The sequence below is a fragment of the Streptomyces sp. NPDC057623 genome, from assembly GCF_042800355.1.
GTDB lineage: Bacteria > Actinomycetota > Actinomycetes > Streptomycetales > Streptomycetaceae > Streptomyces.
This window is the reverse complement of record NZ_JBHVGZ010000053.1, coordinates 58,365-72,526: the sequence shown is the minus strand read 5'-3', so window position 1 is coordinate 72,526 and position 14,162 is coordinate 58,365. Positions and strand designations below refer to the sequence as shown.

At 67.5% G+C, this 14,162-nt stretch carries 17 protein-coding genes and 1 pseudogene; 11 read left to right on the top strand and 7 right to left on the bottom strand.

What is annotated here, in order from left to right:
- The 5 genes from ACFU95_RS36745 to ACFU95_RS36725 form a co-directional block, all read right to left on the bottom strand.
- Positions 1-636, bottom strand: a 636-nt coding sequence (locus tag ACFU95_RS36745) for a carbohydrate ABC transporter permease (protein ID WP_383837328.1), incomplete at its 3' end; no start/stop codon positions are given.
- Positions 637-641: 5 nt separating this feature from the next.
- Positions 642-1,631 (bottom strand): carbohydrate ABC transporter permease, encoded by a 990-nt coding sequence (locus ACFU95_RS36740; RefSeq protein WP_383837304.1) that lies wholly within the window; start codon positions 1,629-1,631, stop codon positions 642-644.
- Between the two features lie 39 nt (positions 1,632-1,670).
- Positions 1,671-2,984 (bottom strand): ABC transporter substrate-binding protein, encoded by a 1,314-nt coding sequence (locus ACFU95_RS36735; protein ID WP_383837301.1) that lies wholly within the window; start codon positions 2,982-2,984, stop codon positions 1,671-1,673.
- A gap of 238 nt (positions 2,985-3,222) precedes the next feature.
- The gene (locus ACFU95_RS36730) at positions 3,223-5,214 is read right to left on the bottom strand and encodes a copper resistance protein CopC (protein ID WP_383837298.1); all 1,992 of its coding nucleotides are present in this window, start codon (positions 5,212-5,214) and stop codon (positions 3,223-3,225) included.
- 133 nt (positions 5,215-5,347) lie between these two features.
- Positions 5,348-5,800, bottom strand: coding sequence for an ATP-binding protein (locus ACFU95_RS36725; RefSeq protein ID WP_383837295.1), 453 nt, complete (start codon positions 5,798-5,800; stop codon positions 5,348-5,350).
- Positions 5,801-6,033: 233 nt separating this feature from the next.
- On the opposite strand from ACFU95_RS36725, the gene ACFU95_RS36720 reads away from it, so the two are divergent.
- The 8 genes and pseudogenes from ACFU95_RS36720 (at position 6,034) to ACFU95_RS36685 (ending at position 10,155) form a co-directional block, all read left to right on the top strand.
- Positions 6,034-6,888, top strand: coding sequence for a helix-turn-helix domain-containing protein (locus tag ACFU95_RS36720; RefSeq protein WP_383837292.1), 855 nt, complete (start codon positions 6,034-6,036; stop codon positions 6,886-6,888).
- Between the two features lie 11 nt (positions 6,889-6,899).
- Complete coding sequence (locus ACFU95_RS36715) at positions 6,900-7,082, top strand: DUF397 domain-containing protein (protein ID WP_383837289.1); 183 nt, start codon at positions 6,900-6,902, stop codon at positions 7,080-7,082.
- 89 nt (positions 7,083-7,171) lie between these two features.
- On the top strand, positions 7,172-7,399 hold the full coding sequence (locus ACFU95_RS36710; protein WP_383837286.1) for a hypothetical protein: 228 nt from the start codon (positions 7,172-7,174) through the stop codon (positions 7,397-7,399).
- Positions 7,400-7,442: 43 nt separating this feature from the next.
- On the top strand, positions 7,443-7,901 hold the full coding sequence (locus tag ACFU95_RS36705; RefSeq protein WP_383837325.1) for a DUF6879 family protein: 459 nt from the start codon (positions 7,443-7,445) through the stop codon (positions 7,899-7,901).
- A 6-nt stretch (positions 7,902-7,907) separates the two neighbouring features.
- The gene (locus ACFU95_RS36700; protein WP_383837322.1) at positions 7,908-8,759 is read left to right on the top strand and encodes a helix-turn-helix domain-containing protein; all 852 of its coding nucleotides are present in this window, start codon (positions 7,908-7,910) and stop codon (positions 8,757-8,759) included.
- Positions 8,760-8,852: 93 nt separating this feature from the next.
- The gene (locus tag ACFU95_RS36695; RefSeq protein ID WP_383837283.1) at positions 8,853-9,044 is read left to right on the top strand and encodes a hypothetical protein; all 192 of its coding nucleotides are present in this window, start codon (positions 8,853-8,855) and stop codon (positions 9,042-9,044) included.
- A 280-nt stretch (positions 9,045-9,324) separates the two neighbouring features.
- Positions 9,325-9,540 (top strand): annotated as a pseudogene (locus ACFU95_RS36690) (DUF397 domain-containing protein); the annotation flags it as partial.
- A 96-nt stretch (positions 9,541-9,636) separates the two neighbouring features.
- Positions 9,637-10,155, top strand: a complete 519-nt coding sequence (locus ACFU95_RS36685; protein ID WP_383837319.1) for a hypothetical protein — start codon at positions 9,637-9,639, stop codon at positions 10,153-10,155.
- Positions 10,156-10,710: 555 nt separating this feature from the next.
- Here ACFU95_RS36685 and ACFU95_RS36680 read toward each other — a convergent pair.
- A complete protein-coding gene (locus ACFU95_RS36680; protein WP_383837280.1) occupies positions 10,711-11,220 on the bottom strand; it encodes a hypothetical protein in 510 nt (169 codons plus the stop codon).
- An 87-nt stretch (positions 11,221-11,307) separates the two neighbouring features.
- Entirely contained in the window at positions 11,308-12,654 is a 1,347-nt protein-coding gene (locus tag ACFU95_RS36675; RefSeq protein ID WP_383837277.1) for a hypothetical protein, read from the bottom strand.
- Positions 12,655-12,996: 342 nt separating this feature from the next.
- Here ACFU95_RS36675 and ACFU95_RS36670 point away from each other — a divergent pair, with 342 nt between their 5' ends.
- The 3 genes from ACFU95_RS36670 to ACFU95_RS36660 all read left to right on the top strand — a co-directional run bounded on the left by ACFU95_RS36670 (position 12,997) and on the right by ACFU95_RS36660 (position 14,117).
- A complete protein-coding gene (locus ACFU95_RS36670; RefSeq protein ID WP_383837275.1) occupies positions 12,997-13,314 on the top strand; it encodes a hypothetical protein in 318 nt (105 codons plus the stop codon).
- A gap of 90 nt (positions 13,315-13,404) precedes the next feature.
- Positions 13,405-13,896 (top strand): DUF2975 domain-containing protein, encoded by a 492-nt coding sequence (locus ACFU95_RS36665; protein WP_383837272.1) that lies wholly within the window; start codon positions 13,405-13,407, stop codon positions 13,894-13,896.
- Positions 13,896-14,117 carry a helix-turn-helix domain-containing protein gene (locus ACFU95_RS36660; RefSeq protein WP_383837269.1) on the top strand — a complete coding sequence of 74 codons (222 nt, stop codon included), beginning with the start codon at positions 13,896-13,898 and terminating at the stop codon, positions 14,115-14,117. Before ACFU95_RS36665 ends, ACFU95_RS36660 begins: the two co-directional genes overlap by 1 nt.
- The last annotated feature ends 45 nt before the right edge of the window (positions 14,118-14,162 follow it).

Sequence of the window (14,162 nt, the reverse complement as noted above, 5' to 3'; positions counted from 1 at the left end):
CACGAGGGCCCAGAAGAAGTCGTTGTAGATCCAGATGGACAGCAGCGTCGCCAGGGCCGCCATCGCCGGGCGGCACAGCGGCAGCACGATCTGCCGACGCATGTAGTTGCTGAGCACGAAGGCGCAGAACCCGGACTGGAACGCGACGTGGATGAGGACCAGGCCGAGCGCGGAGTCGTAGAGCTTGCCGCTCATGGTGATGCCGGGCAGGTCGATCAGCAGGTAGAGCCGGTACAGCGGGGTGATGATGACCTGCTGCGGGAGCAGGTTGCCGGCGGTGAAGACCAGCAGCAGGGCGAGGTTGATCCGGAAGTCGAAGCGGCTGACGTAGAAGGCGACCATGGAGGACAGGAAGAGCGTCAACAGCACCGCCGGCACGGCGATGATCATCGTGTTGACGAAGTAGTGGCTCATGTCCGACTGCGTGAACGCGTTGGTGAAGTTGTCGAAGTTCAGCGTGTCCGGCCAGGACACGTATCCCTTCTCGCTCGTCTCCGCGTACGGCCGCAGCGCCGAGTAGATCGCCCAGGCCAGCGGTGCGATCCAGACCAGTGCCATGGAGGCCAGGAAGAGGTGCAGCAGGATCCGGCCGGGGCGCAGGGGGGTGCGGGCCTTGGTCACGGCGGTGGTGCTCATGGTGCTCATGCGCGCCGCTCCTTCCGGAAGGTGGCCACCAGGTAGGGGATGATCACGACGAGGCTGATGAGCAGCAGGACGACCGCGATCGCGGAGCCGTATCCGATGCGGCTGGACTCGCCGATGATGTTGTTGGTGACCAGGATCGAGAGCAGTTCGGTGCCCTCGGCGCCCTTGTTGAAGACGAAGACCAGGTCGAAGGCGCGCAGGGCCTCGATGATGGTGACGACCAGGACGACGGTGTTGGTGGGCCGCAGGGTGGGGAAGATGACGTTCTTGAACGTCTGCCACTCGTTCGCCCCGTCCAGCGCGGACGCCTCCCGCAGCGAGGGGTCGACGCCCTTCAGGCCGGCCAGGTAGAGGATCATCATGTAGCCGGTGTGGCGCCAGGACGCGGCGACCAGGATCGCCCAGAGGTTGAGGTCCGGGTCGCCGATCCAGTCGATGTACTTGCCGGGCTCGTTGGCCCCGATGATGCTGTTGATCAGGCCGGTGTCGGGGTTGTAGATCAGCTGCCAGACGAACCCGATGACGGCCATGGACAGCACGACCGGCAGGAAGAACGCGGTCTGGTACACCCGGCTGAACCGGATCTTCTTGTCCAGCTGCACGGCCAGGAACAGCCCCAGCGGCGTCGGGATCACGATCAGCACGACGAACCAGATGACGTTGTGCTCGACGGCGGGCCAGAACTGCGGGTTCTGCTCGAAGAGTTCACGGAAGTTCTGGAGCCCGACCCACTGGATCGAGTCGAAGCCGATGCCGTCCCAGGTGGTGAAGGCCAGCGCGATCGAGGCCAGCGCGGTCACCCAGACCAGGGCGATGTGCAGGATCGTCGGCACGCCGGCCATGAAGCCGAGCGTGAGCCGGTCGCGGCGGGTCAGCAGGCGCTTGTGCCCCTGGGGCACCTTCTTGACGCCGTTCCCGGCGGGGGCAGCGCCCGGAGGCGGCACGGCGGCCGCCTCCGGGTTCTCCTTGGTGATGTCTGTAGTCATGTGAATCAGCCAGATCTGCCGTATCAGTCGGTCAGCCGGTCAGCCGGAGGCGAAGATCGTCTTCTTCTGGCGCTCGATCGAGGACAGCAGACTGTCGACGCCCTTGGGGTCACGGATGAACTTCTGCAGCGCGGGCTGCATCACCGTCGAGGTGAAGTCCGGACGGCTGTCCCGGTCCATGAACTGCGTCAGGGACTTGGCGCCCGAGATCATCTCGTACGCCTTCTTCTGGATGGCGGTGTACGACGACGTGTCGGCCTTGGTGGAGGCGTGGACGACGCTCGGGTCGGACTTCAGGTAGATGTCCTCGGCGTCCGGAGTGCCCAGGTACTGAAGGAGCTTGACGGCCTCGGCCTTGTTCTTCGGGCTCTTGCTCATCATGAAGCCGTCGGTCGGCGCCTCGACGGTGTCCTGCCCGTACGCCGGGTCGATCTCCGGGAAGGCGAAGAAGTCGAGGTCGTCCAGGTCGGCCTTGTTGGTGAACTGCTGGGCCACGAAGGTGCCCAGCAGGTACATGCCGGCCTTCTTCGAGGCGAGCGTCTGGGCCGCGTCCTGCCAGGTGCGGCCGACCGCGCCCTCCTGGTGGTAGGGGAGGATCTCGGCCCACGTGTCGAAGGCCTTGCGCACCTTGGCATCGGTCCAGGACGCCTTGCCCGCCATCAGCTCGACGTGGAAGTCGTAGCCGTTCTGGCGGAAGTTGATCTGGTCGAAGGTGCCGAGGGCGGGCCAGGCGTCCTTGTCGCCGAAGGCGATCGGGACGATGCCGTCCTTCTTCATCTGCTTGCACAGCGCGACGAAGTCGTCCCACTTCGTCGGGACCTCGTACCCCTTCTCCTTGAAGACGCTCTTCCGGTAGAAGATCGCCCACGGGTAGGTGTACAGCGGCACGAAGTAGTACTTGCCGTCCTCGCCCTTGCTGAGCTTGTGCATCGCCTCGGGGAAGTTGCCCCCGATGGTCTTCCACACGTCGTCGATCGGGGTGGCCAGGCCCTTGGCCGCGAAGAACTGCATGCGGTAACCGGCGAACCAGGTGAACACGTCGTCCGGCGTGCCCTGGAGGTAGGAGTTGATCTGCTCCTGGAAGGTGTTGGAGTCCTTGGTGTTCACGTCGACCGTGATGCCGGACTTCTTCTTGTAGGCCGCGTAGATGTCGGCGAACGCCTTCTTCGGCACCGGGTCGGACGCCTTGGAGCCGAGGGTGACGGTCTTCGGGTCACTCGCCGTGCCGCTGCCGCCACAGGCGCTCAGCAGCGGGATGCCGGCGCCGAGAACGGCGGCGCCACCGATGCCGCGCAGCAGGGTGCGTCGGTTCGGTGAGGGGAGGGAGAGACCGGAGGGGGTGAGGTGCTGCATCTACGGCTCCTGACGACGGGGTTCGATCATGAGGGTTGGGCGCGTTAAAGTCCGTCGTAACCGACCAGAAATCAACTTGACCGAACACGATGGCGCAATAACAGCCGTTTGTCAGGTCATGCGTCAAGAGATGTCGATCGCCGTTTTGGAAACGTGACCGACATCTCGAACCAACGTTCAACACTGTGTTGACCGACCCCACGAGACCGTGAAGATCGCACCGCCGGCGCCGTCCTACCTAGCGCACGACCACCGACCTGGTCTCGGTCACCTGGTCGACCTCCGACGTCCGGACGGTCACCTTCATCTCCCACGTCCCGGCGATGGGGAGGTTGAGGAAGCTGTTGCTCCAGTAGCCGCCCTTGTCCGTGAGTCCGGCGTCGAGGGGGCCGATGTCCTTGGCGGGGTGGGTGAAGGAGATGCGCAGCTCGGGGACGACGGAGACGCCGCCGTCGGGGCCGTAGACGAGGGCCTCGATCGAGTTGTCGCCGACCCGGCCCGGGTCCAGGGTGACCTGCACCTTGCCGTGGCCTCCGGGGGTGCCGACGTCGAACGGGACGTTGGTGACGGAGGCGACCACGACGCCGGGCGCACCGGCCGACGCCTCGGCCTCCGCCCGGCCGGGCAGCGTGCTGGTGAGGACCGTGGTGACCGCGAGCACCGCGGCGCCGACGGCGACTTCGGCGAGGACTGAGCGGCGCAGGGCGCGGCGGTGGGGGTCGGGGCGGTGGAGGTCGGGGCGAGGGGGTACGTCGCCGGTGGAGGCCGGTACGGCGTCTGTGGCAGACGGTACGTCGTCCGTAGGGGGCGCTACGTCGTCCGTAGGGGGCGCTACGTCGTCTGTGGGAGGCGGTACGGCGTCCGTGGGAAGCGGCGCGGCCTCCGTGGGAAGCGGTAGGTCGTCCGTGGGAAGCGATACGGCGGTCTGTGGCGGCTCGGGAGGTGCCGGGCGGCCGCCGCCGACCGCTTCCGGGACGCGCTCCCGTTCCAGGTCCCGTTCCAGGTCCCGGTCCCGTTCGCGGTCCGCGTCGTGCTCCTGGTCCCGGTCCTGGCCCCGTTCCCGGGCGACCGCCTCCCCGTCGGCCGTCGTCGCCAGCCGTGCCGTCCAGCGGCGCGAGAGGGCCGCCGCTCCGAGGAGCACGGCCACCGCGACCAGCTTGAGGATCAGGAGTCGGCCGTACGTCGTACCGGTGAGGGCGTCCCAGGAGCCGAGGCCGCGCCAGGACTGGTAGACGCCGGTGCCGACCAGCACGACCACGGAGGCGAAGGCGAGGCGCGAGAAGCGGGTCACCGAGGCCGGGGTCGGACGGGCGCGGTACAGCGTCGCGAGCAGGGCCGTGAGCCCGCCCAGCCATACCGCCGTGGCGAGCAGATGCAGCGCCGAGGACGTCATCGCCACCGGCACCTGGATGCCCGCGGAGGCGTGCTCGCCGGCGGCCCAGGTCATGGCGAGCCCGACGGCGAGGGCGGCACCGGTCCAGCCGTACGGCTTGCGCTGCCGGGACAGGCGCAGGAGATACGGGGCGGCCACGAGCAGCAGGGCGAGGCGTGCCAGCAGGACCTCGCCGGGGCGGCCGGTCAGGGTGCGGGTGAGGGAGTCGGCGCCCAGCGCTCCCAGGGGGCCCTCGCCCGTCTCGTACGGGGCGCGCAGCACCAGCAGGGCGAGGGTGGCACCGAGGAGCGTCCACCAGCTCGTCCTGAGCAGCCTGTGCAGGACGGGTGCGTCGGGCGGGCGGCAGACCGCCATGAAGGTCGCCGTGCCGATGAGCAGGGCGCCGGCGAGGTAGGCCAGATAGCGGGCGATGTTGTAGAGGCTCTTGGTCGCCGGGTCCTCGGCGGGACCGGTGTCCACGGTGGCCGTGGTGAGGGATGCCTTGCCGACGGAGAAGGTGAACGCGCCGGAGACGGGGTGGCTGTCGGCCGACACCACCCGCCAGGCGACGGTGTACGTCCCCTGGGCCAGCTTCGCGGGCAGCGTCACGCGCGCCGTGTCGCCGCCGTCCCGCGCGTGCGTCGGCTCACCCGTGCGCAGGCGGCGCCCGTCGGGGTCCAGGACGCGGAAGGAGTCGTCGAGCAGACCGACCGACTCCGTGAAGGTCAGGGTGAGGTGGCGGGGGGCCGACTCGAGGACGGTTCCGTCCTCGGGGTCGGTGGCGCGAAGGGCTGCGTGGGCCGATGCGGGGGACGTGCCGCCGAGGAGGAACAGGACCAGCAGGGGGCCCAGCAGCACCAGCCTTTGAAGCCGCCGTCGCCCTCGCTGCCGCCCTCGACGCCCTGGCCGTCCGCCATCACACCTCACGCCACATCTCCGTCGTCGGTCCGTGCCACCTCGGGGTCATGTACGGATGCGAAGGGTTTCTCGCTCACCCGCCCGTCACGCCCGTCTCGAACCAGAGCAGCTTCCCGGCGCGACGGTCAAGGACACCGTCGCCGAGGGCCACGCCGCCCCAGCAGTCGGCGTACTCCCGCACGAGACGCAGGCCACGACCGCATGCGGCGTCCGGCGGGGCGAGCGGGACGTGGCCGTGGGGCGGGTGCGCGAAGGGTGCGGGAATCCTGGGGTGACTGTCCCAGACCCCGACGCGCAGACGTCCGTCGGCGAGGGCGGTCAGGCGGAGGGACGCGGGGCCGTTGGTGTGCAGGTAGGCGTTCGTCACCATCTCGGAGGTCAGCAGCTCGACGGTGTCCAGGATTTCGGGCCTGCCGTGGCTGGCGAGCACCGACCGTACGGTCATACGTGCGACCCGTGCCGCGCGGGGGTCGTGGGGGAGGCGGAGGGCGTACGCCCAGGTGTGGGGCGGGGATACGGTGCGCATGGAGACCTCCGGGAGTGTCGCGAGGAAGGGGGGCCGAGGTCGCTCAACCGACGTGCCCGGCGGTGGCATTGCCTGGGGTGGTGCGCTTCCGGCTTATGGGCGGGGGGAGTTGAGCTGCCTGGGCACTAAGGTAGAACCTGACGGAAGATAAATCTCCCAAAGTTGGGAGATGAACCCGCAATTACCTCGTGTGGGTTACAAGGAAGCCGCGACGCGGCCCGGAAGGAGGCGTCTTGCCACCCACCAACAACCCCACCCTGCGCCAACGGCGTCTCGGTGCCGAACTGCGCAAACTCCGTGAGCGTGCCGGATTCACCGTGACCGAAGCCGCCGCACGCCTCGGGGTCAACCAGGGTCGCGTCAGCATGATCGAAACCGGACGAAGCTCACTCAGCGCCGACCGCGTCCGCGCCGTGGCATCCGCCTACGACTGCTCGGACGAGGCACTGATCGACGCCTTGGCAGCGATGACCGGCCGCCGGGCTCGCGGCTGGTGGGAGGAGTACCGCGAGCATGTACCCGTCGCACTCGTCGACCTGGCCGAACTGGAGCATCACGCCAGCGCGCTGCGCGTGGCACTCGTCATCCACATCCCGGGGCTCCTGCAAACCACAGACCATGCACGAGCCCTCTTCCGGTCAGTGGTGCCGCCGATGCGGCAATACGAGATCGAGCACCGCCTCACACACCGCATCAAGCGGCAAGGCCTTCTACATCGGGCGGTTCCACCCCCGTACACGGCGACCATCCACGAGACGGCACTGCGCATGGGCTTCGGCGGCCCGGTCGTCTCCCGTGGTCAGCTCAAGCACCTGATCGATATGAGCGAACTGCCCCACGTCACACTCCGGGTGATTCCCTTCGGCACGGACCGTTTCCCCACCACCGGCCAGTCCTTCGACTACGTCGAGGGGCCTGCCCCACAGCTCGACACGGTCCAGCTGGACTCGCACCACGGTGGCTGCGAATTCCTGGATGCCGAGGCACAGTTGAGCAAGTACCGGGCCGTTCTGGACCGCCTGGAGTCCTGCGCGCTCGACCCCGCCAAGACGCGCGACTTCATCCACCATCGCATCCAGGACCTGTGAAGGAACCACCCATGCAGACCCTCCACTGGCAGAAGTCCACCTACAGCGGCGACGGCTCGAACTGCGTCGAGATAGCCACCACCCCCACCACCATCCACATCCGCGACTCGAAGAACCCGACGGGCCCCCACCTCACTCTCCGGCCCACCACGTGGGCAGGCTTCCTCCCACACGCGATGCCAGCGAAGCGGTAGTCCGCGTGCAAGTTCTCGCAAGTTCGTGGCCTCCGTTCAGTGTTGAGCACAAGATCGAGCGCGAACGCTCAACGACATGGGAGGCAGCGATGGCTCTGATCAAACTTGGCCAGGACCCCGAGAGCCCGGAGGGCAAGTCGCCCACCCTCTACCTCGATGACGAGAAGGGCACCTACCTCGTGCAGGGCTGGAAGGTGGATGACGAGGCTCGACGCTCGCAGCTGGACCTTCCGGGCCACGAGGACGTGATCGAGATCCCGAAGCGCATGGTGCAGTTCTTCCCGGAGGTGAAAAACGGTGGCCGTACCGACTCTTGAGGACCGGCTGCGGCGCTGCACCCAGTCCGCCGTCCATCTGGAGATGCGCGACGGGTACATGCGCTCGGATCCTCGATTCGCCGCCTGGCAGAACGGTGTCCGTAACGATCCCGCGGAGAGCGACCCAGCGCGCCGGCCCTGGCTACGGCTCGTCGCCGACCTCGTAGCTCAGGGGGTCGAGGTACGCAGGGCCCGGATCGTGTCGGAGCCGGTATCGGACTACATCCGGTTCGAGCACCACCTGACCGGCCCCAACGTGGAAGCAGGCGAGGAAGTGCGCTGGCTGCCACGCCGTCACGCATCCGCGCTGCCCCTGCCCGGCAACGACTTCTGGCTCTTCGACGACAGCTCAGTCGTCTTCAACCACTTCGCCGGTGATGGCGAACTCGCCCCGGACGACGAGGAGTTCACTGATGATCCGGGCGTCGTGAAGCTGTGCACCGATGCCTTCGAGGCCGTCTGGGGCCTGGCAGTGCCACACGAGGACTACAGGCTTGCCTGATCCACAATCCCTGGTGTGACTTCCTCCAGTGTCCAGCAGGCGCGGCACGCCCTCGGCCGACGTCTCCGCGAGATCCGCGTGGACGCCGGCCTCACGGCACGAGAGCTGGCCAGGCATGCCGACTGGCACGAGTCGAAGTGCTCGCGACTTGAGAACGGGCGCACGTCCCCGTCCGACGCAGACATTCGGACGTACACGGCCCTCTGCGACGCCCTGGACCAGACCGCCGATCTGATCGCCACGGCACGTGGCATAGAGGGCGCCTACATCCAGTGGCGGCGCATGGAGCGGGCGGGCCTTCGGCGCGTCCAACAATCTGTGAAGCCGCTCTTCGAGCGAACACACCGATTCCGCGCTTACCAGTCATGGGTACTCCCCGGTCTGCTTCAGACCCCCGCCTACACCCGCGCCGTGCTCGGCACTGTGGCCCACCTCCGCGACGTCTCCGACGACGTCGACGCCGCCGTGGCCGTCCGCATGGAGCGGCAGCGCATTCTGCACACCGGCGACCACCGCTTCGCCATGCTCGTCGAGGAATGGGTACTGCGCACCGTCATAGGCGACCACGAGACCATGGCCGGAGCACTCGGCCACCTGATCTCCGTCGCCTCGCTCCCTGCCGTCAGCCTGGGCATCATCCCTCTGGGGACACCACGCGGTGCAGGATGGCCCGTCGAGTCGTTCACCCTCTACGACGACGCGCAGGTGAATGTGGAACTTGTCTCCGCGCACCTGACCGTCACCCAGCCCAGCGAGATCGCGGACTATGCCAAGGCGTTCACCGAGCTGTCCGCAATCGCCGTCTACGGCACCCAGGCCAGGTCGCTCATCACCGCTGCCATCGACGCCCTCGGGTGATCACCCCGCAAGCCTGTGCAAGTTCGTGGAGATGCAGCTCGCTGTCTCCATAACTTCGTTGCACCGGGATCCGATCGGTCGTGGAGGCAGCGCATGGAGACACTGGAGCCGCAGGACTACGGCCTGAACGAGCCACCTACCGAGCCCTCGGCCACACCTGGCTGCGCCTCGTGTCTGTCACTGGTCGTTGCCAGACAGAACGCCCGCTCCACCGGTGACTACAGCGCTGTGTCGGACGTGAACGTGGAGCTGCGCAAGCACGATGCAGCGGCCCACACGCCGTGAGCAAGGGAACGGGCTCAGGTCCCTCCGCCGAGCACCCCTTGATGACGCTGCGGGTCTCTCGCGACTCCGGGCAGACATGGGATTCCGAGCAAACCGTGTTTGCGGCAGACGACCTCCCACCCCTGATGACCAACCAGTGGCCGCCATGCCAGTGCCAGCGGTGCGCCGAGTCCGGTAAGCGTCCTCCCACTAGTCCGCGCCTCATTCCCACAAACTCCCGTCCGGCACGGGCGGCGGCGGCCAGTCCTGACCGCGACCAGTTGAACAGGAAGGCGAAGTAATGCTGAACGGAACCAACCTGTACGAACTCGACATCAACGGAGCCTCCTTCACGAAGGCATGCGGCGGCCCCTGCACCGAAGGCTGCGTGACCCTGGCCCGCATCGCCGACGACGCCTGGGCCCTCGGCGACAGCAAGCGGCCGGGCGCGCAGCCGCTCCGCTTCACCACCGAGGAGCTGGACGCGGCCGGCATCGACCCGGCCCGCTTCGGCCTGAACGTCTGCCCCTCCGCCCCCCCTTCACCAGTCGGGCCGGATCCATCCCACGCCCTGGGTCCGGCCCGACCGGCACTGCTCGAACGGGAACGACAGGTGCACCACCACGGCTATCTATGGACCGGCCCCAAGGAGCGGTTCGACAACGAGGCCCTACGGCGACCTCCGCATCCGCAGCCCCCACCCCCACCCGCCCCCAACGACCCCACAGGCGAACGCCTGCTCCAGCGCTACCGGGAAGTGGCGGCAGAGTTCCCGGCCTCCGATCTGCCGTCGCTGGAGACGGCGTACTGGCTGATCAAGCCGCGCTCGCTCGTTCGCGACACCTGGCACGAGGCGAAGGAAGCGGCAGCCTGGCTCGGGGAGCGGCTGGCAGAGCACGCGCATCGGTTCGCGGACGGGCATCACCGGGACACCGGCCGCCTGAGCCGACTGGTCGACTCCGCCGCCGTACGCCTCACCGCGGGAGCCGACGTGTCGTACGGCTTCTACCTCGAACGCCCCGCCTACCTGTCACTGGCCGTGGTGACATGCTCCCCGAACCGCTCGACACCCACCCTGGCCTGTCCCTCGCAGGAGGACAGCGGGAAGGACGTACTCCCGGCACCTTCTTGAAATCCGGGCCAACGGTCACCACGGCGGCCCCGCCGACTCACCATCCACCACCAGGGCTCGCCTGGTGTATCGGCACTGGCAGCGCGGAGTTGTCGTTCACGCCGACGAGTACCGGCCGGAAGACCACGGTCCCGTGCGATCAGTCGTTGATCCAGCAGCGGATCACCGGGGACGGAGCAGTCCGCATGAACGTGGACGCCGCCAAGGGCGGCAACTGGTGTGATCGCCTGGCAGATCGACACAATCCGACCCGCATGCAGTGGGCGTCCTCCGACCGACCACTGAGGGCGCCCAATGACACGCCGCGCCGCTACTCCTGTGTGAAGTGGTCGGGGCTCCGCGCTCAGCGGGGCAGTGCAGGACGTGAGAGAGCCGGGGTCGGGCTCGGGCGCGAGGTGGTCAGCGGTGTACGGGGCCGCCGCCCACAAGGTGACCAGCGCTGCGCGACGTGCGCTGCATCCTCGCTGAGCACCGCAATGCAGCACCGAGCCTGCTCGCTCCGGCCCGAACAGGGGGGAGCGAGCAGGCTCGGTGGGTTGCTGATGTGCGAACGGGCTACGCCAACCAGTCCTCGGGGAGAGTGCCACCGCTCCCGCTCGTCGGCAGGACTCCTTGGTCCGGTGTGATCGTGCGCCAGGAGCCCTGTGAATCCTCTTGCGTGAGGAAGAGGATGACCCGCTGTTTCTCACTGAGCGGGTCGCCGTCCGGGTAGGGGTCGCCGCCTGAACACCGCTGAGGTGTGGAAATGACCTTGAGGTCGGTGTGCCCCATGTCGTCTCCCTTCAGGACAGGAAGCCCGTCCGTGCTGACCGAATAGACGTGTGCTTCGGCGCCGAAGACCGTCTCGTTTCCGACCCTTCTGACGACGTCTGCAGTGACAACGTAGTCCGCTTGCTCAAGTGCGTCTTTCGGAGTGGCAAAGCTGGGCCAGTTACGGCACGCCTTGCCGTTCTCGGCGCTTGATGCGGACGCATTGCCGTTCTCGGCGCTTGATGCGGACGAACACGCCACCAGGCACGCCATGGCTAGGGGGGCCAGCAAGAATCGTACTTTCACAGTCAGCATCCTGTTCCGTATGGAGCCTTGTTGCCCGTCGACGGACAGGTCGCCTACAGACGGGCGACAAGGCAGGCACTCCGATGCCTCGGCGTACTACCCGGTGGCGAGCTTGCCCATGTTGTATGTGGACGTATACCCAATGTCACTGTAGTGCTTCTTACCGCCGTACGCTCCGGCGTGCACGCCTCGCGCGACATCACCCTTGGTGCTGCTGGCGACCGCACCGCCGCTGTCGCCGCCGTCGCTTGAGTAGGACGCCGCGGACTGCCCGTAGACAACACAGTTGCACGTGCTGCTGGTGTGGCTCGCGTTGGTGGAGGAGATGGTCCCGCAGCGCGGCTTCTCGGAGTTGCGGCCGAACAGGCAGGACGTGGATCCGATGGAGCCCAGGGAGGACTTCTTGACGACCCGGGCCTTGTTCGAGGCGTTCTGGTACAGCCACGCCTTCGAATTGCTGGGAATGGAGATGAAACGCATGTCAGCGTGCGTCCCGGCCTTAAGGGCGTTGGTGCTCGTCAGGGACCCATAGGTCCCGCTGCCCGACTTGACCGCGCCGCTGTTGGTACCACGCCAGCAGTGCCCCGCGGTCACCGCGCCCCGCTTACCGTTACGGTTCACCACCCAGCCGATGCTGCACAACCCGCCCGACTTGCTGATGCCCACGCCGCCACGCCGCGGCGAGTCACACTTGTTACGGGAGGAGCACGCCTCGTCGCCACCGTCTCCTTCGGTAATGTCCGCGGGGACGTTCAGCCGGTTCAGGACCGACCGAACGCCATCCGGGGCCGTGCCCGGGCGGAGGACCACCTTGAGCCGGTTGGCCGCGACGTCCTCCTCGACGGCGACGACGGGCAACTCGGCGTTGTCCGCCGCCGTGGCCCACGCCCACACAGCCTCCATGGCGTCAGTGAGCTCTGCAGACGAGCGCTGGACAACGCGGAATTCGACGTCATCGGTCGAACTGCCCGACGCGACGGTCTCCGCCGCCAGCGTGTCCTGAGTCTCCTTCGGTGGCAAAGTGCCGGCGAACTGCACGACCAGACGCCCGCCGTTCTTGTTGTCGAGGAAGTGCCCGCCGTAGTTGTCCTGCTGGGCGAACTTCTGAACTGTCGGCTCGACTGCGGATATCAGCGCGTCACGGCGCTCCATCTCCGCTGCCTCGACGGCTGTTCCGATGAAGCCCCATTCGTTGACGAGTGCCTGCGTTCCCACGTCCGCGGAAGTGGTGGAGGCCGCTTTGGTGTTCAAGATGGCGGCCAGCTTGCTCTCCGTGGCCTCGAAGCCGAGTTCGCGGCGCATCCTCAGAGAGTCGGCGATGACGTCTTCGTCGACCTGTACCAGAGTCAGGTCGACGGTGTCGGTTGAGGCGGGCGACTGCGCAGCTACCGCAGGAACCGCCGCCGGGACGAGCATTGCGGCCGCTGCCAGGGCAGGCAGCATGACAGATCTGAATCTCATTGAATCCCCCGTGAAGTGAGCGCCCACAGCGGTTGCACGGATCCCCCGGCAACTGCTGTGGATGTGCGCACACGTGGTCATCGCGTGCGCTGAGGCGTTGGTGATCGCCAGGGACAGACCCTAGAAGGATCGAACACATGAATCAATTGCATTCCTGCCTTCACGCGGCTTCACTCCTGAAGGTGTCTCAATCCATGCCATACGCCTGTCCGATAGTCGCCCTTGTCGTCAGTCCGCCGATGAGCCCGGGGCACCCGGCTGACGGAGCCCCGGAGTCTTGTTTCTCGCGGACATCGTCGAACCGGAGCAGCGGCGTTCCCCACCGTGGATCTGGCGCCGCCGGAGACGGCGTGCCGGCTCGTCAAGCCGCGCCCGCCCGTTCGCGGCACCTGGCACGAGGCGAAGGAAGCGGCAGCCCGGCTCGGGGAGCGGCCGGCCGAGCACGCGCATCGGTCCGCGGTTGAGCGTGACCGGGACACCGGTCACCAGAGCCGACTGGTCGACTCCGCCGCCGTACGCCTCACCACGGGAGCCGACGTGTCGTACGGCTTCCACCTCGAACGCCCCGCCTACCTGTCACCGGCCGTGGCGACATGCTCCCCGAACCGCTCGACGCCCACCCTGTCGGGCCCCCTCGGATGACCACGCCCTCTCACTCGCACTCGCACTCAACCTTGCCCAACCTATCGATTTTCGATAGATTCTCATCGTAATTCGATTGAAGGATGGGCCATGGGAAAGCTGACCGTGCGTGCGTTGCGCGCCGTGCTCGTCGTGGTGCTCGTCGGCACCGTGTTCGTGCAGACATTGATGGTGTGGGTGTTGGCCAGTGGGAACGACCCGGAGGACGGGTCGCTTCCGCTGACCCCGCTGCGCGTGATCACCATCCTGGGCATGGTGTCGGCCCAGGTCGCCCTGGTCAGCGTCTGGCGGCTGGTGACGATGGTGCGGCGCGGGACCGTGTTCTCCCACGCCGCCTTCCGGTACGTGGACGCCGTGATCGGCGCGATCGTGGCGGCTGCCCTCCTGTGGTTCGCGGTCACCGCCCTCAACGCGCCCGGCCAGCGGGAGGACCCGGGCGTCACCGTCATCATGGGCGGGATCGGCCTGGCCATCCTGGGGGTCGCGCTCATCGTGCTCGTGCTGCGCCTGCTGCTCGCCCAGGCCGTCGCGCGCGACGTCGAAGCGGCGCAGATGCAGGCCGAGCTGGACGAGGTGATCTGATGCCGATCGTCGTCGACATCGACGTGATGCTGGCCAGGCGGAAGATGTCCGCGGGCGACCTCGCGGACCGCGTGGGGATCACGCCCGCCAACCTGGCGGTACTCAAGAACGGCCGCGCCAAGGCGGTGCGCTTCGCGACGCTCGGCGCTCTCTGCGAGGTGCTCAAGTGCCAGCCGGGCGACCTGCTGCGCTGGGAGGCCGAGGACGCCGCGGGCGGATGACGTGCCCCGGTGCGGGCGGCACCCCCTGGTGACAAGGGCGGGCAG